Origin of the sequence: Duganella caerulea (assembly GCF_040362985.1) — a bacterium.
GTDB classification, from domain to species: domain Bacteria; phylum Pseudomonadota; class Gammaproteobacteria; order Burkholderiales; family Burkholderiaceae_D; genus Rugamonas; species Rugamonas vulcania.
Genome location: NZ_BPWJ01000007.1, coordinates 170,870 through 196,493, shown reverse-complemented (window position 1 = coordinate 196,493; position 25,624 = coordinate 170,870). Strand labels below are relative to the sequence as shown.

General features: G+C 66.0%; 21 protein-coding genes. 12 read left to right on the top strand and 9 right to left on the bottom strand.

All coding sequences use genetic code 11. The features are described from left to right. The first annotated feature begins 36 nt into the window (after positions 1 to 36). Positions 37 to 1,014 carry an aldo/keto reductase gene (locus ACUJB0_RS21560; protein WP_444847008.1) on the top strand — a complete coding sequence of 326 codons (978 nt, stop codon included), beginning with the start codon at positions 37 to 39 and terminating at the stop codon, positions 1,012 to 1,014. On the opposite strand, the gene ACUJB0_RS21555 is transcribed toward ACUJB0_RS21560, so the two are convergent. From ACUJB0_RS21555 to ACUJB0_RS21525, 7 genes are all read right to left on the bottom strand, one after another. Continuing rightward, a complete protein-coding gene (locus ACUJB0_RS21555) occupies positions 1,011 to 1,622 on the bottom strand; it encodes a M15 family metallopeptidase (protein WP_444847007.1) in 612 nt (203 codons plus the stop codon). The genes ACUJB0_RS21560 and ACUJB0_RS21555 overlap by 4 nt on opposite strands. 17 nt (positions 1,623 to 1,639) lie before the next feature. Continuing rightward, positions 1,640 to 2,512, bottom strand: a complete 873-nt coding sequence (locus ACUJB0_RS21550; RefSeq protein ID WP_444847144.1) for an N-acetylmuramoyl-L-alanine amidase — start codon at positions 2,510 to 2,512, stop codon at positions 1,640 to 1,642. A gap of 22 nt (positions 2,513 to 2,534) precedes the next feature. After that, positions 2,535 to 3,434, bottom strand: coding sequence for an N-acetylglucosamine kinase (locus ACUJB0_RS21545; protein WP_444847006.1), 900 nt, complete (start codon positions 3,432 to 3,434; stop codon positions 2,535 to 2,537). A gap of 17 nt (positions 3,435 to 3,451) precedes the next feature. Then, on the bottom strand, positions 3,452 to 5,092 hold the full coding sequence (locus ACUJB0_RS21540) for a glycoside hydrolase family 10-like protein (protein ID WP_444847005.1): 1,641 nt from the start codon (positions 5,090 to 5,092) through the stop codon (positions 3,452 to 3,454). 43 nt (positions 5,093 to 5,135) lie between these two features. Then, positions 5,136 to 6,398, bottom strand: a complete 1,263-nt coding sequence (locus tag ACUJB0_RS21535) for an MFS transporter (RefSeq protein ID WP_444847004.1) — start codon at positions 6,396 to 6,398, stop codon at positions 5,136 to 5,138. Positions 6,399 to 6,534: 136 nt separating this feature from the next. Next, a complete protein-coding gene (murQ, locus tag ACUJB0_RS21530) occupies positions 6,535 to 7,413 on the bottom strand; it encodes an N-acetylmuramic acid 6-phosphate etherase (protein WP_444847003.1) in 879 nt (292 codons plus the stop codon). 11 nt (positions 7,414 to 7,424) lie between these two features. Then, entirely contained in the window at positions 7,425 to 8,165 is a 741-nt protein-coding gene (locus tag ACUJB0_RS21525) for a GntR family transcriptional regulator (protein WP_117012246.1), read from the bottom strand. A gap of 157 nt (positions 8,166 to 8,322) precedes the next feature. Here ACUJB0_RS21525 and ACUJB0_RS21520 point away from each other — a divergent pair, with 157 nt between their 5' ends. From ACUJB0_RS21520 to ACUJB0_RS21470, 11 genes are all read left to right on the top strand, one after another. Next, the gene (locus ACUJB0_RS21520) at positions 8,323 to 8,769 is read left to right on the top strand and encodes a YchJ family protein (protein ID WP_444847002.1); all 447 of its coding nucleotides are present in this window, start codon (positions 8,323 to 8,325) and stop codon (positions 8,767 to 8,769) included. A gap of 46 nt (positions 8,770 to 8,815) precedes the next feature. Continuing rightward, on the top strand, positions 8,816 to 10,438 hold the full coding sequence (locus ACUJB0_RS21515) for a carboxyl transferase domain-containing protein (protein ID WP_444847001.1): 1,623 nt from the start codon (positions 8,816 to 8,818) through the stop codon (positions 10,436 to 10,438). Positions 10,439 to 10,445: 7 nt separating this feature from the next. Continuing rightward, positions 10,446 to 11,321, top strand: a complete 876-nt coding sequence (locus tag ACUJB0_RS21510; protein WP_444847000.1) for a dienelactone hydrolase family protein — start codon at positions 10,446 to 10,448, stop codon at positions 11,319 to 11,321. A gap of 2 nt (positions 11,322 to 11,323) precedes the next feature. Beyond that, positions 11,324 to 12,109: an enoyl-CoA hydratase/isomerase family protein gene (locus tag ACUJB0_RS21505; RefSeq protein ID WP_444846999.1), complete on the top strand. Its 786-nt coding sequence runs from the start codon at positions 11,324 to 11,326 to the stop codon at positions 12,107 to 12,109. Between the two features lie 51 nt (positions 12,110 to 12,160). Next, positions 12,161 to 13,489, top strand: coding sequence for an adenosylmethionine--8-amino-7-oxononanoate transaminase (bioA, locus tag ACUJB0_RS21500; protein ID WP_444846998.1), 1,329 nt, complete (start codon positions 12,161 to 12,163; stop codon positions 13,487 to 13,489). Positions 13,490 to 13,491: 2 nt separating this feature from the next. Next, a complete protein-coding gene (gene bioF, locus ACUJB0_RS21495; RefSeq protein ID WP_444846997.1) occupies positions 13,492 to 14,676 on the top strand; it encodes an 8-amino-7-oxononanoate synthase in 1,185 nt (394 codons plus the stop codon). 1 nt (position 14,677) lies between these two features. Further along, positions 14,678 to 15,460 (top strand): dethiobiotin synthase, encoded by a 783-nt coding sequence (bioD, locus tag ACUJB0_RS21490; protein WP_444846996.1) that lies wholly within the window; start codon positions 14,678 to 14,680, stop codon positions 15,458 to 15,460. 17 nt (positions 15,461 to 15,477) lie between these two features. After that, entirely contained in the window at positions 15,478 to 16,527 is a 1,050-nt protein-coding gene (gene bioB, locus ACUJB0_RS21485) for a biotin synthase BioB (protein WP_444846995.1), read from the top strand. A gap of 64 nt (positions 16,528 to 16,591) precedes the next feature. Next, positions 16,592 to 18,631: an acetyl/propionyl/methylcrotonyl-CoA carboxylase subunit alpha gene (locus ACUJB0_RS21480; protein ID WP_444846994.1), complete on the top strand. Its 2,040-nt coding sequence runs from the start codon at positions 16,592 to 16,594 to the stop codon at positions 18,629 to 18,631. Between the two features lie 11 nt (positions 18,632 to 18,642). After that, a complete protein-coding gene (locus ACUJB0_RS21475; protein WP_444846993.1) occupies positions 18,643 to 19,575 on the top strand; it encodes a 2-hydroxyacid dehydrogenase in 933 nt (310 codons plus the stop codon). 1 nt (position 19,576) lies between these two features. Further along, a complete protein-coding gene (locus ACUJB0_RS21470; protein ID WP_161082991.1) occupies positions 19,577 to 20,488 on the top strand; it encodes a hydroxymethylglutaryl-CoA lyase in 912 nt (303 codons plus the stop codon). Positions 20,489 to 20,495: 7 nt separating this feature from the next. On the opposite strand, the gene ACUJB0_RS21465 is transcribed toward ACUJB0_RS21470, so the two are convergent. Further along, positions 20,496 to 22,850 (bottom strand): beta-galactosidase, encoded by a 2,355-nt coding sequence (locus ACUJB0_RS21465; protein WP_444846992.1) that lies wholly within the window; start codon positions 22,848 to 22,850, stop codon positions 20,496 to 20,498. After that, on the bottom strand, positions 22,851 to 25,616 hold the full coding sequence (locus ACUJB0_RS21460) for a TonB-dependent receptor (RefSeq protein ID WP_444846991.1): 2,766 nt from the start codon (positions 25,614 to 25,616) through the stop codon (positions 22,851 to 22,853). Positions 25,617 to 25,624: the final 8 nt, after the last annotated feature.

Genomic DNA, 25,624 nt, shown 5'->3' with positions numbered 1-25,624 from the left:
GCCATACTAAAAGCACCACATCAAGCAGGAGTCATCATGAAACAACGCACTTTAGGCAGCCAGGGTCTGACGGTATCGGCGCAGGGTCTGGGCTGCATGGGCATGAGCAATACCTACGGGCCGGCCGACCAGACCGAGGCGGTCGCCACGCTGCACCGCGCGCTGGAACTGGGCGTCAACTTCTTCGACACGGCCGAGCAATACGGCCCCTACGACAACGAGGCGCTGCTGGGCCGCGCCTTCGCCGGCCGCCGCAGCGAGGTGATCCTCGCCACCAAGTTCGGCTTCGACATCCGCGACGGCAAGACCGTCGGCGTGACCAGCGATCCGAAACATATCCGCGAAAAAGTGGAAGGCTCGCTGCGCCGTCTGAACACCGACCACATCGACCTGCTGTACCAGCACCGCATCGACCCGCTGGTGCCGATCGAGGAGGTGGTGGGCGTCATGGCCGAGCTGGTCCGCGAGGGCAAGGTGCGCTACCTGGGGCTGTCCGAGGCGGGCGTGGCCAACATCCGCCGCGCCCATGCGGTGCACCCGATCAGCGTGCTGCAAAGCGAGTATTCGCTGTGGGAGCGCAACCTGGAGGCCGACGTGTTGCCGGCGCTGCGCGAACTGGGCATCGGCCTGGTGGCGTTCAGTCCGCTGGGACGGGGCTTCCTGGCCGGCACCGCCAAGCGCGCGGAAGAGTATCCGCCCAGCGATTTCCGCCATCTGGATCCGCGCCTGCAGGGCGAGAACTTCGACCGCAACATGGAAGCGGCCGCCATCGTGCGCGAGCTGGCCGATCATCGCCTGGTCACGCCGGGGCAGATCGCGCTGGCCTGGGCCATGCACAAGGGCGACGATATCGTCACCATCCCCGGCACGCGCCGCCGTACTTTCCTGGAGCAGAACGTGGCCGCGGCGGAGATCGCCTTGGATGCGACCGAGATGGCGGTGCTGGATAACGCGCTCAAGCAGGTGTCCGGCCCGCGCTACAGCAAGGAGCGCATGGCGATGGTGGATCGTTAAAGTACGCGGATGTAGTCGCGGCGCACCAGCTGGCGGTCGCCGCAATCGAAGTGCCACCATTCGCTGTTGATGCCGACCCAACCGGCTTGGAACATGGCCTCGCGCAGCAGGCGGCGGTTGGCGACGTGCTGTGCGCTCAGTTCGCCGCGCGCCAATAGTTCGGCCTCCAGCGCGGGATGTGAGCGTTCGGATAAATCATCGAAGCCGGTGCCCATGTCCAGCTCGCGGCCTTGCGCGTCGAGCAGGGTCAGGTCCAGCGCCATGCCGAAGGAGTGGATCGAGCCGCGCGCCGGATCGGCGATGTAACCCAGCAGCTCGGTGCCTTGCAGCGCCAGCCACAGCTGCTCCTGCACGCGCTGCGGACGCAACGCATCCAGCACCAGCAACTTGCAGTCGGGCCGGCGCCTGCCCAGCCACGCCACCACGCGCTCCAGCGCCTCCGCCGCATGCTGGTGCAGCCAGGCGCAGTCGAGCGGCGAGTACAGGTCGCGGCCGACAAAGTTGTCCGGCGTGGCATAGCGCAGGTCGACGGCGATGCCGGCGATGCTGTCGAGCCGCCGGAAATCCGGGTGGCCGGCGATTTCTTCACAGCGAACGGTGACAGCCATGTTGCGCTCCCAGCGGATTATTCGGTCGGCACGGTGCCCGGCGCCGGTTGCGGCGGCGGCATCACGGTGGGCGGGACCGCCATCTGCACCGGCAGCGGGCTGGTCAGCACATCGAGGATGGCCGCCGTTTCCGCATCCGGCTCGCCGTCGTACAGCGACTGCCGATACTTGGACTGGAACACCACCATCACGTTGCGGGTGGCCTGGTCCAGCTCGCCCGTCTGCGGCACCGCGTAGCCATGCTGGGCCAGCTTGCGCTGGAACCACGCCACGTCCGGCACCTGCTGCTGGAACAATTGCAGGCGCGCGGCAACGCGGCTCGGCTCCGGCCACGCGACCAGGCCGGCGTCGGCCAGCTGCTTCCATGGGAACATCGGGCCGGGGTCCTGCTTGCGCTGCGGCGCGATGTCGCTGTGGCCGAGGATGTTCTCCGGCTTGATGTCGTGGCGCGCGACGATCTGCTTCAGCAACAGGATCAGCTGGTCGATCTGCGCCTGCTTGAACGGCGCGTACACCCGGCCCTGCGGCGTGTCGACAAAGCCGGGATTGACGATCTCGATGCCGATCGACGCCGAGTTGAGCTGGTTGTAGATCTTCCAGCTGCTCAGGCCGGCATGGTTGGCCTGGCGCGACTCGTCCACCAGCGTGTAGAAGAAGGGCTGGTCCGTGTCGGTCAGCAGGTAGTGGGCGCTGACTTCCTGCTGGGTCAGGATCTTGATCGAGCGCGGCAGGTCGCTGACCGTGTAGTGCAGGATGATGTACTTGATGCGGTCGCTCTGGCTGCGCGCCGTCAGCGTGGTGTCGAGGCGCGGCACGGGCGGCGGCACGGTGGCGCAGCCCGCCAGCAGGGCGACGGCGGTGGACAGGGCGGCAAGCGGCAGGAGCTTCATCATTAGCGGTCTCGGCAACGTTTCAATACCGTGAGTGTAGTGCAATGCGGGCCGCCGCGTGGTGCGCCTGCGCTTCTTTTTGCCGCAGCGGAAGTTCCGGCGGCAGCGCAGCGCGCATCGCCTGCGCGATCAGCGGATGCAGCGTGGCGGCCCGGCCGCTCAGCACCAGAGGGCGCGGACCGTAGCGGCCCACCAGCGCCAGCCCGATGCGCGCCAGCTCGCGGCCGGCCTGTTCGAGGATGGCGCGCGCCACCGGATCGGCGTCCGCGCTGGCGGCCACGGCCAGGGCCAGGCGGCCGATGGCGCCCCGGTCCTGGCCGTAGATGAACTGGCGCGACAAGGCCCAGTCGCTGCCGCCGACCTGCTCGAACACCGCGCGCGCCATCGGCGATTGCTGCCAGATGCCGGGTTGCTCGTCCTCCAGCCGCCAGATGTGGCGCATCGCTTCGCGCGCGATCCAGAAGCCGCCGCCGCCATCGTCCAGCGTCACGCCGCGTCCGCCGGCGCGGTGGAAGGTGCCGTCCTCGTCGATCCACGCGGCGATGGAGCCGGTGCCGGCGTAGACCAGGTAGCCCTCGCCCGGCGCGAAACTGTCGAGGTAGGCGATTTCCACATCGTTGCGCAGCGCGACCGACGGCGGCGCCACTTGCAGCAACTCGGCCAGCCATTGCGCGGGCAGCGTGGCGAGGCCGTCGAAGCCGGTCAGGCCAGCGCACACGGCTTGCGGCTTACCCACCGCCAGCACCTGCGCCGCCAGCAGCGAGAAGATCCCGCGCACCGCGTCGCGGCCGGCGGTGTTGCCCATCTGCGTGGCGGACAGGCCGGCCACCGCGCCCTCGGCCACGATCGCGCCCGCCGCGTCGGCCAGCGCCCAGCGGGTCTGCGTGCCGCCCGCGTCGATGCCCAGTCCCAGCTCGCCCATGGCCCGCTCCCTGATGGTCAGCGCATCACGCTGACGCGTTCGCTTTCATTGCCCAGGCGGTCGATTGCGCTGACCACGACCGCCTGCGCCGCGCCTGCCGCCGCATCATCCGGCAACAGCAGCACCGGACGCGAGGCCGGCGCCACCGCGAAGCGCCATTCCGAACCGTAGCGCGACCAGATCGCGTAATGCGCGACCGGCTTGCCGGCGCTCGCCGACAGCTTCAGTCCCACACCATTGCCTTCGCGCCGCACGGCGACGGCCGGCGCCAGCGGCAACTCCGCGCCCAGCCACGGACTGGCCGGGGCCAGCGCGGCGGTCTGGTAGGTCTGCGTGCGCAGCTGGTCGGCGATGCCCTTGCGGTTCTCCATCAGCGCGGCGATGCTGAAGTGCAGGTGGCCCTGCACGCCGGCGCGGCTGCGCGTGACGCCGATCTGCTTGACGATCTCTTCCGGCGCGAAGGCCTTGGCGCTGTTGTCGATGCGGCTGGTGTACAGGCCCGGCCAGACGTGGCGCGCGCGCGTGTTCTGCGCCAGCCAGTAGTCGAGCAGCACGTCGAACGCCTGCGGCGCCTGCGCCACAGGCCAGTACAGCTGCGGCGCCAGGTAATCGAGCCAGCCGTTGGCCAGCCACAGCTCGGCGTCCGCGTACAGCTTGTCGTACTGGCTGAAACCGACAATGCCGGCCGGACGCCGGTCCGGACGGCCGATGCCGAACGGACTGATGCCGAAGCGCACCCAGCTCTTTTCCTTGTGGATGCCGAGGTAGAGCGCCTCGATCAGCGAGTTGACGTTCTGGCGGCGCCAGCCGGCGCGGTCCAGCGTGCCGCCGCCCAGCAGGTAGCGCTGCCACGACGGCTGGTCCGGGAATTCCAGCTCCTGCTTGGGGCTGGCGCCGGCGTCCAGCACCACGCCGTCCGCCCCGGCCGTGTCGATCGGGTAGGGATAGAAATAATCGTCGATGTGGACGCCGTCGATATCGTAGCGGCGCACCACGTCCAGCACCACGTCCAGCGTGTGCTGCGAGGCGGCCGCCTCGCCCGGATCCATCCACAGGTAGCGGCCGTAGGACTTGACCACCTCGGGATTGGTGCTGCCGATGTGGCTGCGCGCCAGCGGCGACTTGGCGGTCGCGTGGCGCGCGCGGTAGGGGTTGAACCAGGCATGCAGCTCCAGCCCGCGCGCGTGCGCCTGCTCGATCCAGAATTGCAGCGGATCCCAGGCGGTGGCGGGCGCGCGGCCCTGCTGGCCGGTCAGGAACTCGGACCACGGCTCCAGCTCGGACGGGTAGATCGCATCCGCGCTCGGCCGCACCTGCAGCACGATGGCGTTCAGGTGCAGCGCCTGCGCGCGGTCGAGAATGGCGAGCGCCTCGGCCTGCTGCTTGGCCATGGTCAGGTTATTGCGGCTGGGCCAATCGATGTTGGCCACGGTCGACACCCAGGCGGCGCGGAACTCGCGCGGCGCCGGCGGCGGCATGTTCAGGTCGACCGGCGCCGGGGGCGCGGTGTTGCCGGGCGCCGGCGGGCGCGGCGCGGAGCCGGCCTCCGGGGCGGGTGCTATCGGTGTGCTGGAACAACCGTCCAGCAACACGGCCAGGGCGCCGGCCACGCCGGCCGACAGCGTCAGCCGCTTTTTTGCATTAAAAACCAAAACCATTCCCCGAATCTATTGAGCACCCGTATTGTAATGCGCTTGCCGTTTATTTCCTGCCGAATTCGGGATCGATCCGTACCAGCGCCGTCATCGCGAACGCGGGCAGCGTCGAAATGCAGGCCCAGATGAAGAAATGTTGATAACCCAGGTGCTGCTGTATCCAGCCGCTGACCATCCCCGGCAACATCATGCCGAGGGCCATGAAACCGGTGCAGATGGCGTAGTGCGCGGTCTTGTGCTCGCCGTCCGCCACCAGCACCATGTACAGCAGAAAGGCCGAGAAGCCGAAGCCGTAGCCGAACTGTTCCACCGCCAGGCAGGCGGAGATCAGCGTGGTGTCGGTGGGCAGCGCGGTGGCCAGGTAGACGAACACCAGGTCCGGCACGTGCATGATGAACACCATCGGCAACAGGCTGCGCTTGAGGCCGAAGCGGGAGATGACCACGCCGCCGGCCAGCCCGCCCAGCACCAGCGCGCACACGCCGACGGTGCCGTAGACCACGCCGAAGGTCTCGGTGCTCAGGCCCAGGCCGCCTTGCGCGCGCGGATCCAGCAGGAAGGGCGCCGCCATCTTCAGCAACTGCGCCTCGCCGAGGCGGTACAGCAGCAGGAAGCCCAGCGTGGCCTTGATGCCCGGCTTCTGGAAGAAGCTATGGAAGGTGCGCAGGAAATCCTGCCACAGCGCGCCGCCGGCGGTGTGGCTGCGGTCGGTGTCGGGACGGGGCAGGATCAGCTGGTGATATGCGCTCAAGGCCAGCATCAGGGCCGCCATCAGGCCGAACACCATGGACCAGGCCCAGGCGGGATCGCCGCTGGATGTGGCCAGCCGGCCGGCCAGGTAGACCAGGCCGCCTTGTCCGGAGATCATCGCCAGCTTGTAGAACGCGCTGCGCACGCCGACGAAAGCTGCCTGCTGGTGCTGGGTCGGCAAGCCGAGCATGTAGTAGCCGTCTGAGGCGATATCGTGAGTGGCCGAGCTGAAGGCCATCAGCCACAGCACGGCCAGGCTGATGCGGAAGAAATCGGGCAGGTGCAAGGTCAGCGCCACGGAAGCGAGCGCCGCGCCGGTCAGCAGTTGCAGCAGGACGATCCAGCGCCGCTTGGTGCCGAACAGCTCCACGATGGGCGACCACAGCGGCTTGATCACCCAAGGCAGGTAAAGCCACGCGGTATAAAACGCCAGGTCGGTATTGGACACGCCGAGGTTCTTGTACATCACGGTCGACAGCATCATCACCGCGACGTAAGGCACAGCCTGGCTAAATGAAATACTAGGCACCCAGGCCCAGGCATTGCGTTGTTGCTTCATACTGCCTTTCAACTTGGGGTCAAGTCTGACATTCGGACACGAGCTCTGCCGTATAGGTCGCGCTACGGCAGGGGTCGTGTCCGAATGTCAGACTTGACCCCAATTTTGTGTCCGAATGTCAGACTTGACCCGAATTTTATTTGATGGCCTTGCGGACGTTGCCGTCCGAGGCGTCGAGCAGGTTTTGCGCGTCTTCAATGGAGGTGTTTTTCAGCAGCGCGACGATCGCGACCTTGACGTGGAAGTGGCACCGCTCCAGCACGCCCCGCGCGATGTCCGCGTCGACGCCGGTGGCGTGCATGGTCAGCCGCACCGCCCGTTCGACAAGCTTGACGTTGGTGGCGTGCATGTCCACCATCAGGTTGCCGTAGACTTTGTTCATCCGCACCATCAACGCGCTCGACAAGGTGTTGAGCACGATCTTCTGCGCCGTGCCCGCCTTCAGCCGCGTGCTGCCGGAGATCACTTCCGGCCCGGTGTCGAGCGTGATGCCGACATCCGCGTCGGCCGTCAGCGGCGTGCCGATATTGTTGGCGATGCCCACCGTCAGGGCGCCCACCGTGCGCGCGGCCTGCAACGCGCCCAGCACATACGGCGTGGTGCCCGACGCCGCCACCAGCAACACGACGTCGTTATACACCGGATACAGCAGCCGCAAATCGGAAGCGCCCTTGGCGCGGTCGTCCTCGGCCCCTTCCACCGCCTCGAACATCGCGCCCAGCCCGCCGGCCAGCAAGGCGACGGCGCGCTCATGCGGCCAGGAGAAAGTGGGGAACAGCTCCACGCTGTCGAGGATGCCCAGCCGCCCCGACGTGCCGGCGCCGACATAGATCAGGCGCCCGCCGGCGGCAATGCGCGGCGCCATCGCGTGCACGGCGGCGCCGATGCTGGGCTCGGCTGCCTGCACCGCGCGCAGCGCTTGCGTCTGGTCGTCAACCAGCGCCGCCACCAATGCCTCAACCGAATATTGGTCCAGCTGCGCGTGCTGCGTACTCGGCGTTTCGGTTTTTAGCATAGGTAATTATGTTACGTAGCCCGACGCATCTCCGCGACGAAATCATAGTGATCGCTGTGGCAATAGGAATGCGTCAGCTCCATCGCCTCGCCCGATTCCAGATAAGCAATACGGGTAATGTACAGCACCGCCTGCCCCTCGGGAACACCCAGTTGCTTGGCCAGCTCGGCCGAAGCGTTCATCGCGCGGATGTGCTGCAGCGCGCGCGCCGGCGCCTGGCCGATGCTCTCCAGGTACTGGTACAGCGAGGCGCCGACCGCGTTCGGATCGTTGAGCACGGTCTGCGGCAGCACCGACACCTCGTACGCCATCACCACGTCGTCGGCAAGGCGCAGGCGCTCCAGCCGCGCCACCTTGGAATACGGCGACAGGCCCAGGCTCAGCTGTTCTTCCGGCGTCGGCGTCACCACCGCGCGCTTGAGCCAGCGCGAGCCGGGGATGTGGCCGCGCTGCTGCAATTGCTCGGAAAAACTGGTCAGGTTGGACAGCGGCTGCTCGATGCGCGGCGCAATGTAATTGCCCGATCCGCGACGGCGCACCACCAATCCCTGGTCCACCAGCTGGTCGATGGCCTTGCGCGCGGTCACCCGCGACACATTCAGCAACTCCGACAAGGTCCGCTCCGACGGCAGCGCCTGGTCCACCTGATAGCGGCCGTTGTGCACATCGTCGCTCAATTTGCGGGCTATCTGCATGTACAGCGGCGTACTGTCGTTGGCGTCCGCCTTGAATTCAAAACTGCTCTGGCTCATTCATATCTCCTCACGCCTCTAGTGTAATAGCGTTACAGAAAACATGTGGGGTTGAAAATAACAATATTTGTTCACATAGCAGAACGGCAAGCCCGGCGGAATGCGGCCTTTTGGCGGATAATGCTGGATCGTTACACCAGCCCCACCATCCGAACACATGTCCAAGAAGTCCACCGCGCCCGCGGCCTGCCCCTGCGGCGGCCCCTCCCTGGCGAGCTGCTGCGGCCCGTACATCGCCGGCGCCGCCATCCCGCCCACCGCCGAAGCGCTGATGCGTTCGCGCTATACCGCCTATGTGCAGCGCAACGAGCCCTACCTGATGGCCACCTGGCACGCCAGCACCCGTCCGGCCGAGCCCATCATGAGCAAGGAAGAAAAATTGCAGTGGCTGGGACTTGAGGTAAAATCTGCTTTACGTTTACGTCAACGTAAAGTCGAAGTTGCCAACAATGAGGCCGACCCGACCAAGGATACGGTGGAGTTTGTCGCCCGGTTCAAGACCAATGGTCGGGCGCAGCGCCTGCACGAGATCAGCAACTTTGTGCGCGAGCCGGCCGAGGGCGGGCTGCGCTGGTTTTACGTTGACGGTAGTTTTCCAGAATAAATCATCAGGACGCGGCGGAGACACCGCGCAGAAAAAAGGAAAAGCAATGCCGCAGATCGAAAGCAAACTCAATCCCCGCAGCGAGGATTTCAAGGCCAACGCGGCCGCCATGCAGGCCGTCGTCGACGACCTGCGCGACAAGGTCGCCAAGATCGCCCTCGGCGGCGGCGAGGCGGCATCGGCCAAGCACGTCGCCCGCGGCAAGCTGCTGCCGCGCGACCGCGTGCAGATGCTGCTCGATCCCGGCACGCCCTTCCTCGAACTGTCGCAGATGGCCGCCTACGGCATGTACCAGGACGCCAACGGCGTCGACGCCGCGCCGGCCGCCGGCATCATCACCGGCATCGGCCGCGTGGCCGGCCAGGAGTGCGTGATCGTCTGTAACGACGCCACCGTCAAGGGCGGCACCTACTATCCGATCACGGTCAAGAAGCACCTGCGCGCGCAGGAAATCGCCGACCAGAACAACCTGCCGTGCATCTATCTGGTCGACTCGGGCGGCGCCAACCTGCCCAACCAGGACGACGTCTTCCCCGACCGCGACCACTTCGGCCGCATCTTCTACAACCAGGCCAACCTGTCGGCCAAGGGCATCCCTCAGATCGCCGTGGTGATGGGCTCCTGCACCGCCGGCGGCGCCTACGTGCCGGCGATGAGCGACGAATCGATCATCGTCAAGGAGCAGGGCACCATCTTCCTCGGCGGCCCGCCGCTGGTGAAGGCCGCCACCGGCGAGGTGGTCACCGCCGAAGACCTGGGTGGCGGCGACGTCCACACGCGCCTGTCCGGCGTGGCCGACCACCTGGCGCAGAACGATCTGCACGCGCTGTCGCTGGCGCGCACCATCGTCTCCAATCTGAACCGTACCAAGCCCCAGCAGGGCGCGTTGCGCGAGGCGGCGGAACCGAAGTACCCCACCGAGGAACTGTACGGCGTGATCCCGGTCGATACCCGCAAGCCCTTCGACGTGCGCGAAGTGATCGCCCGCATCGTCGACGGCAGCGAGTTCGATGAATTCAAGGCGCGCTACGGCACCACCCTGATCTGCGGCTTCGCCCACATCTTCGGCATGAAGGTCGGCATCATCGCCAACAACGGCATCCTGTTCTCCGAGTCCGCGCTGAAGGGCGCGCACTTCATCGAGCTGTGCGCGCAGCGCAAGATCCCGCTGGTGTTCCTGCAAAATATCACCGGCTTCATGGTCGGCCGCAAATACGAAAACGAAGGCATCGCCCGCAACGGCGCCAAGATGGTGACGGCTGTCGCCACCGCAGCCGTGCCCAAGTTCACCGTCATCATCGGCGGCAGCTTCGGCGCCGGTAACTACGGCATGTGCGGCCGCGCGTTCTCGCCGCGCTTCATGTGGATGTGGCCCAACGCCCGCATCTCCGTCATGGGCGGCGACCAGGCCGCGTCGGTGCTGGCCACCGTCAAGCGCGACGGCATCGAAGGCAAGGGCGACTCGTGGACGGCGGAGGAAGAAGCCGCGTTCAAGCAGCCGATCAAGGAACAGTACGAGCACCAGGGCCACCCGTACTACGCCACCGCGCGCCTGTGGGACGATGGCGTGATCGATCCGGCCGACACCCGCATGGTGCTGGGCCTGGGCCTGTCGGCCGCGCTCAACGCCGAAATCCCGGACACCAAGTTCGGCGTCTTCAGGATGTAAGCGGAAGATGACCGTGCAGACCCGATACCGTCAAGGACTGGCCGCGCCGCTGCTGGCGACGGCTTGCGCTTTGGCGCACGCGGGTTCGCTGCCGGTGGTCGATGCGGGCATGGGCGAGCAGGTCGTCGCCATCCCCGCCAGGATAGGCGGCGCCGACATCGATCTGCAAACCACGATCTACAAACCGCCGGGCGATGGCCCGTTCCCGGTGCTGTTCATGAACCACGGTAAAGCCGGCGGCGACGCGCACCAGCAGGAGCGGGCGCGCTACCCGGTCATCAGCCGCGAATTCGTCAAGCGCGGCTACGCTGTCGTCATCCCGATGCGGCTGGGCTTTGCCGGCTCGGGCGGCACCTACGTCAACTCGCACTGCCACGCCAGGGAAAACGGCGAGGCCCAGGCGTCGTCGCTGTACTCCGCGATGGCGTACGTGATGAAGCAGCCGTGGGCCGACCAGCAGCACGTGATCCTGGCCGGCCAGTCGCACGGCGGCCTGACGGCCATCGCCGCCGGCAGCCATAACATCAGCGGCGTGCGCGGCGTGATCAACTTCGCCGGTGGCGTCAACAGCCGCTCGCACTGCGACTGGCAGGCCGCGCTGGTCGACGCCTTCAAGGCCTATGGCGCGGTCAGCACCACTCCCACCATCTGGTTCTATGGCGCCAACGACCATCATTTCGGCCCCAAGCTGGCCGCCGACGTGTACGCCGCCTACACCGGCGCCGGCGGCAAGGCGCAGCTGGTGGCTTACGGACCTTTCAAGCGCGACGCGCACGGCATGAGCTCCAGCCCGGACGGCGTGGCCATCTGGCTGCCGGAGACCACGCGCTTCCTGCAAAGCGTCGGCATGCCGACCGAAATCAAATACACGATCAAGGACTAGAGATGAGCTTTACCACGCTGACCATCAGCCGCGAAGGAAAAGTCGCCACCGTCACGCTGAACCGCCCGGACGTGCGCAACGCCTTCAACGAAACCACCATCGCCGAGATCACGCAAGCCTTCGGCGAACTCGGTGCGGAAGAAGACCTGCGCGCCATTGTGCTGGCCGCGAACGGCCCGGCCTTCTGCGCCGGCGCCGATTTGAACTGGATGAAAAAAATGGCGGGCTACACGCACGCCGAAAACCATGCCGACGCTCTGCAACTGGCGGAGATGCTGCGCACGATCTACCTGTGTCCCAAGCCCGTGGTGGCCAAGGTGCAGGGCGATTGCTACGCCGGCGGCATGGGCCTGGTCTCCGCGTGCGACATCATCGTCGCGGTGGACCAGGCCAACTTCTGCCTGAGCGAAGTGAAACTGGGACTGATCCCCGCCACCATTTCGCCCTACGTGATCAAGGCCATGGGCGAGAACGCGTCGCGCCGCTACTTCCTGACCGCCGAACGATTCGGCGCGCAGGAAGCACTGCGCATCGGCTTCGCGCACGAAGTGGTGGCCGCCGACGCGCTCGACGCCAAGGTGGCGGAGATCGTCAAGGCCTTGGTCAACAACAGTCCGAACGCCGTGCAGCAAGCCAAAGTGCTGGTGCGCGAAGTGGTCGGGCAGACCGTCAACGATGCGCTGCTGGCCGATACCGCCGAGCGCATCGCCCATATCCGCGCCTCGGAACAGGGCCGCGAAGGCGTGGCCTCGTTCCTTGAGAAGCGCAAGCCGTCATGGCTAAGTTAATACCGTTCTCCCCGCGCAGCGGCGAGAACGAAAGAATAGTCTGGAGCTTCTTTGGAACAGAATAAACAAAGCGACTGGGTCGCACGCAGCCTGCGCAGCGTATGGCATCCGTGCACCCAGATGCAGCACCACGAAACCGTCCCGCTCATCCCCGTGAAGAGCGGCAAGGGCGCGTGGCTGGTCGACCATGAAGGCCGCCGCTACCTCGATGCGATCAGCTCCTGGTGGGTGAACCTGTTCGGCCACGCCAACCCGCGCATCAACGCCGCGCTGAAGGACCAGCTGGACACGCTGGAACACGCGATGCTGGCCGGCTTCACGCACGAACCGGTGATCGAGCTGTCGGAAAAACTGTCGGCGCTGACCGGCCATGTGCTCGGCCACACCTTCTACGCCAGCGACGGCGCCTCGGCGGTGGAGATCGCGCTGAAAATGAGCTTCCACTCCTGGCGCAACAACGGCAAGGGCGGCAAGCAGGAATTCGTCTGCCTCAAGGGCAGCTACCACGGCGAGACCATCGGCGCGCTGGCCGTGACCGACGTCGCCCTGTTCAAGGACGCCTACGGCCCGCTGCTGCGCGCCTCGCAGACGGTGATGTCCCCCGACACCCGCAACGCAGCCACCGGCGAAACCGCCGAAGACATGGCCCGCAAAGCCGCCGCCGACGTCGAACGCCTGTTCATCGAACGCGCCGACAAGATCGCCGCCATCATCATCGAGCCGCTGGTGCAATGCGCCACCGGCATGGCGATGCACGATCCGCTCTACCTGAAGCTGGTGCGCGAACTGTGCGACCGCCACTCGGTCCACCTGATCCTCGACGAAATCGCCGTCGGCTGCGGCCGCACCGGCACCTTCTTCGCGTGCGAGCAGGCCGGCGTGTGGCCGGACTTCCTGTGCCTGTCGAAGGGCATCAGCGGCGGCTACCTGCCGCTGTCGCTGGTGATGACGCGCGACGCCATCTACCAATCCTTCTACAGCAACGACGTCACGCGCGGCTTCCTGCACTCGCACTCGTACACCGGCAACCCGCTGGCCTGCCGCGCCGCGCTGGCGACGCTGCAAATCTTCGAGGAAGACGATGTGCTGGCAACCAACCGCGTGAAGGCCGCGCGTCTGACCGCCGCACTGCAACCGCTGGCGCAGCATCAGCAGGTGCGCAACTTCCGCCAGCGCGGCATGATCTGGGCCTTCGACGCCATCGACGCCACGCCGGACTTCTCGCGCCGCTTCTTCGCCACGGCGGTGGAGCACGAACTGCTGATGCGCCCCATCGGATCCACCGTCTACATGATGCCGCCGTATATCCTCAACGACGAGGAAATCGACGGCCTCGCCGCCAACACGCTGGCCGTATTCAACCAAGTAATGGCGGGCTGACCATGGAAATGCTGAATCAACTCAAGCGCCAGCTGCAAGCGCTGGAAGAACAGGACCTGATCCGCACCCGCCGCACGGTCGACACGCCCTGCGGCCCACGCGTGTCGGTCGGCGGCCGCGAACTGCTGGCCTTCTGCACCAACGACTACCTCGGCCTGGCCAACCACCGCAGCATCAAGCTCGCGCTACAGGAAGGCGCGGCGATGTATGGCGTCGGCAGCGGCGCCTCGCACCTCATCAGCGGCCATGGCCGCGCCCACGCCATGCTGGAAGAGCGGCTGGTGGAATTCGTCGGCGCCCATCTGGAATCGCCGCGCGCACTCACCTTCTGCACCGGCTACATGGCCAACCTCGCCATCGTCACCGGCCTGACCGCCACCGACCGCGACGCCGACATCTTCTCCGAATCGCTGAACCACGCCTCGCTGATCGATGGCGCCCGCCTGTCGCGCGCCAACGTCAAGGTCTACCCGCACGCCGACCTGGAAGCGCTGGCGCAGCTGCTGGCCGCCTCCAACGCCGCTACCAAACTGGTAGTGACGGACAGTGTCTTCAGCATGGACGGCGACCTGGCGCCGCTGCCGCAGCTGCTGGCCCTGTGCGAACAACACGGCGCCTGGCTGGTGGTGGACGACGCCCACGGCTTCGGCACGCTGGGCGCCAACGGCCACGGCGCGCTGGAGCACTTCAACCTGCGCTCGCCCAACCTGGTTTATATGGGCACGCTGGGCAAGGCGGCCGGCGTCAGTGGCGCCTTCGTGGCCGCGCACGAGACGGTGATCGAAACGCTGATCCAGAAAGCCCGCCCCTACATCTTCACCACCGCCACCCCGCCGGCGCTGGCGCACGCGCTGCTGACCAGCCTCGAACTGCTGGAAGGCGACGAGGGCCGCAGCCGTCGCGCACACTTGCAGGCTTTGGTGGCACAATTGGACGACGGCCTGCGCTTGAAGCGCTGGCAGCGCATGCCCTCGATGACTGCGATCCAGCCCATCCTGATCGGCGATAATGCCGAGACCATGCGCGCCGGCGCGGCCTTGTACGAACAGGGCCTGTGGGTCGGCACCATCCGTCCGCCGACTGTGGCGCCGGGCACCTCGCGCCTGCGCGTGACGCTGTCGGCAGGCCATAGCAGCATGGAAGTCGCCAAGCTGATAGCCGCGATCAACGCATTGGAAAGGACTTGATATGAGTCTCGACGATCCCGTCATAGCCGTGGTCACACCGCTAACGCAGGTGCAGCCCGCGCCAGCCGCCACCGGCATTCCGCCCCGGTTCAGCTGTTTCGTCACCGGCACCGACACCGAAATCGGCAAGACGCTGGTCTCGTCGGCGATGCTGCACGCGCTGGTGCAGGCCGGCCAGCGCGCCTGCGGCATGAAGCCGGTGGCTGCCGGCGCCGAACTGCGCGACGGCGCCTGGCACAACGACGACTGCGACCAGCTGGCCGCCGCCGGCAATGTCCACCTGCTGCAATCGATCACCACGCCGTTCCTGCTGAAGGAGCCGGCCGCGCCGCACATCGCCGCCGCGCTGGAAGGGGTGACGATTTCGCCGGTGCCCATCCTGGCCGCCTACATCGAAATCAACGCCGCCTCCGACGCCTCGGTGGTGGAGGGCGTGGGCGGCTTCCGCGTGCCGCTCAACGATGATTTCGACACGGCCGACCTGGCCGAGCAGCTCGACCTGCCGGTGGTGCTGGTGGTCGGCCTGCGGCTGGGCTGCATCAGCCACGCGCTGCTGACGGTGGAAGCGATCGAAGCGCGCGGCCTGCGGTTGGCAGGCTGGGTCGCCAACGAAACGCAGGACGACATGGACTTCGCCGACGAAAACGTCGCCGCGCTGGAGCAGCGCATCAGCGCACCGCTGCTGGGCCGCATCCCGCGCCTGGCCGAACCGAGCGCGCAAGCCGCCGCCGAATATCTCGATTTTACGCAGCTGCCCAACTGGCCAGCTCAGAACAAACTTTGAACGAAGAAGGAAACACGATGTCCCAAAACACCCTCCAGGAACCGAAAACCGTTGAGCTGCACCGTCCTGTGGCCGCCATCACCTTGCCACCCGCCGCGACCTGGCCGCTGGAAGACGTGATGGCCTTGTTCGACCTGCCGTTCAACGACTTGATGTTCCGCGCCCAGCAAACGCACCGCGCCAATTTCCCGGACGGCGACGTCGAACTGGCCACGCTGTTGTCGATCAAGACCGGCGGCTGCGAGGAAGACTGCGGCTACTGCCCGCAAGCTGCGCGCTACGACACCGGCGTCGAAGCCAAGAAGATCCTCGACATCGACACCGTGCTGGATGCGGCCAAGCAGGCCAAGGACAACGGCGCCACCCGTTTCTGCATGGGCGCCGCATGGCGCAGCCCTAAAGACCGCGACATGGACAAGGTCGAGGAGATGGTGCGCGAAGTGAAGGCGCTGGGCCTGGAGACTTGCGCCACGCTGGGCATGCTGGAAGAAAAACAGGCCGAGCGCCTGAAGGCCGCCGGCCTCGATTACTACAACCACAACCTGGACACCGCGCCGGAGTTCTACGACAACGTCATCTCGACCCGCGAATACCAGGACCGCCTGGACACGCTGGGCCGCATCCGCGAAGCGGGTTTGAAGGTCTGCTGCGGCGGCATCGTCGGCATGGGCGAATCGCGCCTGCAACGCGCTGGCCTGATCGCGCAGCTGGCCAACCTGAATCCGTATCCTGAATCGGTGCCGGTCAACCACCTGGTGCAGGTGGAAGGCACGCCGCTGTACGGCATGGACCCGCTGGACCCGTTCGAATTCGTGCGCACCATCGCCGTCGCCCGCATCACCATGCCGAAGGCGCGCGTGCGCTTGTCGGCGGGCCGCCGCCAGATGGGCGAGGCGGTGCAATCGATGTGCTTCCTGGCCGGCGCCAATTCGATCTTCTACGGCGACAAGCTGCTCACAACCGACAACCCGGAAGCGGAAGACGACCGCGCGCTGTTGAATAAACTGGGCCTGAAAACCCGCGGCGCCGTGCTGGACTCGGCACCGAAGGAGAAGTGCGGCTGCTGATCCAGCCCGTCGATTCGCCACACTATAAAAAAACTTCCAGCCATAAGCTGCAAAGAGAGAGACCATGTTCACAAAAATACTGATCGCCAACCGTGGTGAAATCGCCTGCCGTGTGGCCGCCACCGCGCGCCGCATGGGCATCAAGACCGTCGCCGTGTACTCGGAGGCGGACGCCAACGCCAAGCACGTGGCGGTGTGCGATGAGGCGGTGCTGATCGGCCCCGCAGCCGCCAAGGAAAGCTATCTGCGCGGCGAGAAAATCATCGCCGTCGCCAAGGCCACCGGCGCGCAAGCGATCCATCCCGGCTATGGCTTCCTGTCCGAGAACGCCGAATTCGCCGACGCCTGCGCCGAAGCGGGCCTTGTATTCATTGGTCCGCCTGCGTCGGCGATGCGCGCGATGGGCTCCAAGTCCGCCGCCAAGCAGCTGATGGAGAAGGCCAACGTGCCGCTGGTGCCCGGCTATCACGGCGAACAGCAGGACGCCGACTTCCTGCACGCGCAGGCCGACAAGATCGGCTACCCGGTGCTGCTGAAGGCTTCGGCCGGCGGCGGCGGCAAGGGCATGCGCGTGATCGAGAACTCGGCGCAGTTCAAGGACGCGCTGGCGTCGTGCAAGCGCGAGGCGATCAGTTCCTTCGGCGACGACAAGGTGCTGGCGGAGAAATACCTCCAGCGCCCGCGCCACATTGAAATCCAGGTTTTCGCCGACACCCTCGGCAACTGCATCTACCTGTTCGAGCGCGATTGCTCGGTGCAGCGCCGCCACCAGAAGGTGCTGGAGGAAGCGCCGGCGCCGAACATGCCGGCCGAACGCCGCGCGGCGATGGGCGAGGCCGCAGTCGCCGCCGCCAAGGCCGTGGGCTACGTGGGCGCGGGCACGGTGGAGTTCATCGCCAACCAGGACGGCTCGTTCTACTTCATGGAGATGAACACCCGCCTGCAGGTCGAACACCCGGTCACCGAAATGATCACCGGGACCGACCTGGTGGAATGGCAGCTGCGCGTGGCCGCCGGCGAGCCGCTGCCGAAGCAGCAGCACGAACTGGCCATCAACGGCCATTCCATCGAGGCGCGCATCTACGCCGAGAATCCGGAGAAGGGCTTCCTGCCGTCGATCGGCACCCTGCGCCACATGGAGACGCCGGGCGCGGTCGCCTTTGAACTGGGCGGCGCCGTCAACCTGCCGGCCGGCGTGCGTATCGATTCCGGCGTGCGCGCCGGCGATGCGATCTCGCCGTTCTACGATCCGATGATCGCCAAGTTGATCGTCTGGGGCGCGGACCGCAAGCAGGCGCTGGCCCGCATGGCGCAGGCGCTGTCGCAGTACCAGATCGTCGGCCTGGCCACCAACATCGCCTTCCTGAAACGCCTGGTCGAAGGCCATGCCTTCTCGACGGCCGACCTGGACACGGGCCTGATCGAGCGCAATCACGACGCGCTGTTCCCGGCCGCGCACGCGGCGCCGGACGCCGCGCTGGCGCTGGCCGCCGTGTCGCTGATCGAATCCGAGAAGGACCGCTCAGCCGCGCAGTCCGGCGCCAACGCCGCCGACCCGTGGGGCCAGGCGCTGGGCTGGCGCATGAACCATCCGTACGTGCGCGCGCTGTCCTTCGGCGATGAATTCACCGCGGCGGCCCAGCCGTACAGCGTCAACGTCAGCTACCGCGCCGCCGACTGGCTGTTCAGCGTCGGCACGGCTCAGCCGCAGATACTCAGCCTGATGTCGCAGGACGGCCATGATTTCAGCATCAAGCTGGGCGAGCAGGCCGTGCACGGCACGGTGCGCCGCGACGGCGACATGCTGCACGTGTTCACCAACGGTGCGCACTATCCATTGGCCTACAATGACCCGATGGCGCACGCCGGCGAAACCGAGGCCGAAGGCGGCCGCCTGACCGCGCCAATGCCGGGCAAGGTGGTCGCTGTGCTGGCCGCCAAAGGCCAGGAAGTGAAGAAGGGCGACGCCCTGGTCATCATGGAAGCCATGAAAATGGAGCACACCATCGCCGCGCCGCACGATGGCGTGGTCGACGAGGTTCTGTACGGCGTGGGAGACCAAGTGGCCGATGGCGCCCCACTGCTGGCGTTCAAGACGGCGTAAGGGAGGACATCATGCGTATTCTTTTACATCGCGCGGACGGCAAGACCGAGCCGTGGATCAAGGATTTTGCGAAATACCTGCCGGAAGCGGAAGTCGAAATCTGGCATGCCGGCGAAAAGTGCGAGGCTTGCGACTATGCGGTGGTGTGGTCGCCGCCGGAGGCGATGCTGCCGGACCTGGCGCAGGTAAAGGCGATCTTCGTCACCGGTGCCGGCGTGGACGCGCTGCTCAAGTTCAGCGACGCGCTGCCGCCGCACATTCCCATCATCCGCCTGGAAGACGCCGGCATGGCGCTACAGATGGCGGAGTACGTGACCTACTCTGTGCTGCGCTACTTCCGCCGTTTCGATGAATACGAGACCCAGGCGCGCGCCGGCCAGTGGCTGCCGCTGCCCCAGTATCCAAAGGAAGACTTCTCGGTCGGCGTGTTGGGCATGGGCGTGCTGGGCACGCGCGTGCTGCAGGCGCTGGCGCCGTTCGGCTTCCCGCTGCGCGGCTGGAGCCGCAGCGAGAAGAGCATGCCAGGTGTGCAGTGCTTCCATGGCGCCGATGGGCTGGACACCTTCCTGCGCGGCAGCCGGGTACTGGTCTGCATGCTGCCGCTGACGGCGGAAACCAACAACCTGGTCAACCGCACCAATATGTGCAAGCTGCCGCAAGGCTCGTACCTGATCAACGTGGCGCGCGGCGCGCACCTGGCCGAGCCGGACCTGCTCACGCTGATCAAGTCCGGCCACATTGCCGCCGCCACGCTGGACGTGTTCCGCAACGAGCCCTTGCCGGCGCAGCATCCGTTCTGGCAGGAGCCGCGCATCACGATCACGCCGCACATCTCGGCGCTGACCTTGCGCCGTGAGAGCGTGCAGCAAATCGCCGAAAAAATCCGCAAGACCGCGCAGGGCGAAACCGTCGCCGGCGTGGTCGACCGCAAACGAGGATATTGATATGAGCAGTATGCCGAAACAGGTAAAGATCGTCGAAGTCGGCCCGCGCGATGGCCTGCAAAACGAAAAAGAGAGCGTGCCCGCCGAAGTGAAGATCGAGCTGGTGAACCGCCTGACCAGCGCCGGTTTCCAGAACATCGAGGCGGCGTCGTTCGTGTCGCCGAAGTGGGTGCCGCAGATGGCCACCAGCAAAGAGGTGATGGCCGCGATCGCGCGCAAGCCGGGCGTGATCTACTCGGCGCTGACGCCGAACATGCAGGGCTTCGAGGCGGCGCTGGCGGCCAAGGCGGACGAGGTGGTGATCTTCGGTTCGGCCTCGGAGGCGTTCTCGCAAAAGAACATCAACTGCTCGATCGCCGAATCGATCGCGCGCTTTGAAGGCGTGGCGAAAGCGGCCAAGGACAACGGCCTGCGCCTGCGCGGCAGCATCAGCTGCTCGTTCGGCTGCCCGTACCAAGGCGAGGTGCCGCTGGACGCGGTGGCCGACGTGGTGGGCCGCATGCGCGACCTGGGTTGCGACGAGATCGACATCGCCGACACCATCGGCGTGGCCACGCCGCGCAAGACGCAGGCGGTGATGGAGACGGCGATCCGCGCCTTCCGGCTGGACGGTTTGTCCGGCCACTTCCACGATACGTATGGACAGGCGCTGGCCAACATCTACGCCAGCCTGGAACTGGGCATCTCGATTTACCACTCGTCGGTGTCGGGCCTGGGCGGCTGTCCGTATGCGAAGGGCGCCACCGGCAACGTCGCCACCGAGGACGTGCTGTACATGATGCAGGGACTGGGAATTGAAACCGGCATCGACCTCGATATCGTGGTCGACGCCGGCCAGTTCATCTCGCAGTTCCTGGGCCGCAAAGGCGCCAGCCGCGCCGGCAACGCCATCGCCGCCAAGCGCGCCGGCTAGACCAACGTCACTCGCGTACCAGCTTGTCCGCGACGTACATGCGGTACTGCTTGATACGCCCGGTGACGGTGTCGGTCCCCTGGCGCGGCGTGTAGCGCACGCCCGCCACCTCCACCTGCTGACCCAAATCGATGATCAGCTGGTGCGGGTGGCCGGTGCCGCCGGCAAACGCCGTGTGCCAGTGGTCCGACGCCTGCCCGTTAATGGCGTTGAGCGCCGAGCCGTCTTCCTTCTTCAACTCCTCGCTGCTGGCGTAGGCGATCGTCCACGATTGCTGGTTGATGGTCTTGCCATCCTTGCCCAGCAGTGAAATCTCGGCCACCGCCGCATACTGCTTGCCGTCGAAGGCGCTCAGCGATTCAAGGCAGAACTGGCGGCCCTTGACCGGCGCGGCGAACATCACATCCTGCGTCGCACCACCAGCCGCGAACTCGCCCGCCTGCGCCGGCGTAACGCCTTCCAGCGCCGGCTTGACCGTGCTCGGTGGACGCGCCAGGTCCAGCTCCGGATTGAGCTGGTCGAGTATCGGCTCCGTCAGGCCGGCGATGCGCGCGCTGCGCGGGCCGGTCAGGTCCAATACCACGATCTCGTTGCGGCCCTTCCTGATCCACGGGCCGGGCAGGTACATGGTCTGCGTCGGTCCGATGCTCCAGTAGCGGCCCAGGCAGCGGCCGTTGATCCACACGATGCCTTGCCCCCAGCTCGACATGTCGAGGAAGGTGTCGGCCTGCCGGCTGGCTTCGAAACCGCCACGCCAGAAGGCCGGCCCCTTGGCGCGTCCGCGCTTGAACGACAGCGGCGGCAGCACGCCATCGGCGTCGAAATCGATGGCGCGGATTTCCCAGTTCTCCACAGCCTGCGCCGCGCCGCCCTTGGCGGTGAACGTCACCGGACCATGCAGGCCTTTGCGGTCGTGGACTTCCAGACCGAAGTTGACCCGCGCGATGGTGTACAACAGGATCTCCACCGTCACCGCCTTGCTGCGCGCCGGCACGGCGACCGAGAAGCGGCGATGGCGCGTGTCCATCGTTCCCGCCAGCTTGCCGTCGATGTAGACCCAGGCCAGGTCACGCACCTTGGCGGCGGCCAGCAGGCCCGCAGGTCCGGCCGGCAGCTGCACGCGGTAGGCGACCAGCCCTCGGCTGATGTCGTACTGCTCGATCGGCTCCGGCGACACGGCCTTGATCGCGCGCGGCGGCAGGTTCGCCAGCACCGGCGCCGATTCGCTCAGCGCGAACGCATCGATGCTCATAACGGGATTGCGCGCCGGCGCTTCGGGCAGCACTTCGCCCGCAGCCAGGAAGGGACGCATACCCTCGCGGTAGGCGTTGAACTTGGCGCCCATCCATCCCGCTTCGCTGATCGGCGCGTCGTAGTCGTAGCTGGTGGTGTCCGGCCGGAAGGGACGGTCGCAACCGCCCCACAGGCCGAAGGTGGTGCCGCCGTGCGCCATGTAAAGGCTGAACGAGCCGTTCGCCTTCAGCATGGCCTGGATGTCGACGACGGCGCTGGTGTTGTCGCCACGGCGGTGTGGATTGCCCCAGGTGTCGAACCAGCCGGAGTAGTATTCGCCGCACATCAACGGCGCCTGCTGCACCGCCGCCAGCGCCTTGAAGCCTCCGGCCGGATCGCTGCCGAAGTTGGCCACGGAGAGCATGCCGGGCAGGTGGGTCTTGGCCACCGCGTTGGTCGGATTACACTGGAACAGCGGCACGTCGAAGCGGGCGTCGAGCAGCGCCTGGCGCAGCACGCGCATGTAGTCCAGGTCTTCGCCGAAGAAGCCGTATTCGTTCTCCACCTGGACCATCAATATCGGCCCGCCCTGCGTCACCTGCATCGGCCCGAGCACGCGGCCGACTTCACGCAGGTAGCGCCGCGCCGGATCGATGAACGCCGGATCGCGCGTGCGTAGGAAGGCGTCGCCCGGATTCTTCTTCAACAACCACCACGGCAGGCCGCCCATCTCCCACTCGGCGCATGCGTAGGGACCGGGACGCAGGATCACCCACAGCCCTTCCTGTTGCGCGAGACGGCAGAACTCCACCGCGTCGCGCTGGCCGCTCCAGTCGAACTTCCCTTCGCGCCATTCGTGATAGTTCCAGAACAGGTAGGCGCACACCGTATTCAAGCCCATCGCCTTGATGGCCTTCAGGCGATGGCCCCAGTACTCGCGCGGCACGCGGGCGAAGTGCATTTCGCCGCAGCGGATCTGGAACGGCTTGCCGTCGATGAGGAAATCGCTGGCGCCGACCGCGAAGCGCGGCGCAGCTTGCGCGCCGGCTTGGATCGGCAACAGGGCGCCACCAGCGGCGGCGGCGGCGCCTTGCAGCAGGCGGCGGCGTGGCAGATTGGTACGCGTCATTTAGAAGGCCACTCGCAAGCCAACGTTGGCGCGGCGGCCGACATCTTCCAGGGTGAGGAACTGCGATTCGTTGTTGGCATATTCGTGCATCCGCGAGTTGGAGAGGTTGATGAAGTCCGCGTACAGCGCCATCTTCGGCGTCAGATTGTAGCGCAGGCTGGCGTCGGTCTGGCCATAGGCCGCGCGGTTGCGTGGCAGCGTGCTGCCACCGCCGCAATCGACGGAGAAGTGGTTGCGCCAGTTGTAGCTCACGCGTGCCATGAACTTGTCGTTCTCATAGAAGATCGAGCCGTTGTACGACTGCGGCGACAGGCCAGGGTAGCCGCAGGCCGGTGCGCTGGCGTCGGATTCGCGGGTGGCGCTGGCGTCCACGTAGGTGTAGTTGGCGGCGACGCCGAAGCCTTTCAGCCACGAGACGCTGTTGTCGAAGGCGTACTGGCCGGCCAGTTCCACGCCCTTGATCTTGCCCTCTTGTCCGTTGCGCACGCGGGTGTCGTGGACGATTTCATCGTACTGCGGAATCTTCATGTCGACCATTTTGGTCTCCAGGAAGTTGGAGACGTCCTTGCGGAAGATGGCGGCGCTGACGTAGTTGGTCTTCGACAGATACCATTCATACGACAGGTCGTAGTTCTTCGACTGCATGGGCTTCAGGTAGGGATTGCCGCCGCCGGTCTGCACGTCGCCGAAACGGCCGCCGTAGGAATTGCTGACGCCCATCTGGTTCAGCGTCGGACGGGTCTCGGTCTTCGATGCGGCAAGGCGCAGCAGCATGTCCGGCGTCAGGTCGATCTTCAGGTTGGCCGATGGCAGGTAGCTGTTGTAGCTGTTGCTGACGGAGTTAACCGCGTTCGGGCCCCAGTTCAGGATATAGGTCGTGTCGTTGGGACTCTTGGTCGCCGACAGCAGCACGCGGCTGATGCCGGTCGACGTGGAGTTCACGTGCACCACGCGCACGCCGGCGTTGGCCGACCAGTGTTCGCCTTCCCATTTGGAGTCCAGGAAGAAGCTCGATACCTTTTCCTTCACGCCCCACATGTCAGGCTTGGTGTAGTCGATCGCCATCGGGCCGTTCGGGTACTTGCTCTTGTCCAGGTACAGCGCCGGGTCGTTCGATTGCGCCAGCAGCGAAGGCTGGTTCAGGTAGTTCATGTACTCATACGGATTGAATCGGAGATAGGCGCTTGGGATCTGCGCGCCATTGCCGAGGAAGTTATCCATCGGCGTGACCGTGAACAGCGACGACGGCAGGGAGACGTGGTAGCCGCTGAAGGCGTTCCATGCGTCGTTGTTCCACTGCGTGCGCTCGACGTTGCGCTCCGAGTGGGCCACGCCGGAATCGATGCCCTTGAAGTAGCCCATCTCGTGGTTCCACGACAGGTTGAAGCGGCCTTCCTGCAGGTCGTCGAGATTGCGAATGTCGCCATACGAGACGGCGTGCGCGCGCACCGCGGTCGGGTCGGCGATGCCGTCGCCGAACACCAGGCCTGGCGTGCTGCCGAAGGTCAGCACGTCGCCGTTCTTCGGCACCATGCCGGCCACGATCCACATGTTCGGCGACTTGGAGGTGGTGCGCGAGCTGGAGATGTCGCCTTCCAGTTTCAGCTCCGGCATCAGCGCCCATTTCGAGTTCAGGCCGAACGCCTGCGTAGTGGACAGCCGGTCGCCGCCCTTGACGATCATGTCGTTCGAATTGGCCTCGCCCAGCAGCTTGCCGCTGCCGGCCAGTTCCGGATTGTTCGCGTAGAAGATCGAGCCTGGGCGCAGGAAGCTGGTGACCTGGTTGTTCGAGTCGGTCTTCACGCCCAACTGCTGCGGATTGTTCCAGTCGCTGAACGCGATCACGTCGTTCTTCTGGTCGAGGCGCGAGTACAGGGCGTCGGCCGTCAGTTTCCAGGTCGGCGACGGGTTGTATTGCACCGTCAGGTTGCCCACCAGGCGCTTGCGGCTTTCGTTCTCCTGCTGGAAGCCGTAACTCTGCGGCATGTAGAGCTTCTTGGTGGTGACGTCGGCCATGGTCAACCCCTTGGAATTGAGGTCGCCGTTGATCATCGAGACGTCGCGGTAGTTCCAGGCGTCGTTGACGGCCTTGTTCTGCTTGGAGGCGCGGTCGGTGTAGGAGAGCGAACCGGTCACGCCGAAGGTGCGGTTCTCGTTGGCGAACGAGTACATGCCGGCGATGTTGGGCGTGTTCTTCTTGGAGTTGGTGTCGTACGAGTCGGAGACGTTGACCACCGACGAGTGGCCCAGCTTGCCCGACAGCGGACGCGCGGTCTGGATGTCCACGGTCGAGCCGATGCCGCCCTCGGGCAGGAAGGCTTGCGACGTTTTGTAGACCAGCGCTTTCGAGATCAGGTCGGAGGACAGCAGGTCAAACGAGAACTCGCGGCCGCCGGTGTCGCTGGTCATGGTGCGGCCGTTGACCAGCACGTTGTTGAACTCAGGCCCCAGGCCGCGCACGGAGATGTAGCGGCCTTCGCCGTTGTTGCGCTGGATCTGCACGCCGGTGACGCGCTGCAGCGATTCGGCGATGTTCGTGTCCGGGAACTTGCCGGCATCCTCGGCGGAGACCGCGTCGACCACGCCGTCCTGCAGGCGCTTGGTGGTCAGCGACGACGACAGCGAGGCGCGGATGCCGCTGACGACCACGGTGGCGCTGGTGTCGAGCGGCTTGGCCTCGCCGGCGGTTTGCGCCGACGCGCCCGCCATCATCAACATCTCGGCGATCAGGGCGGCTATGACCGTCTTGGAAGTATTCATTTTCATTGTGTCTC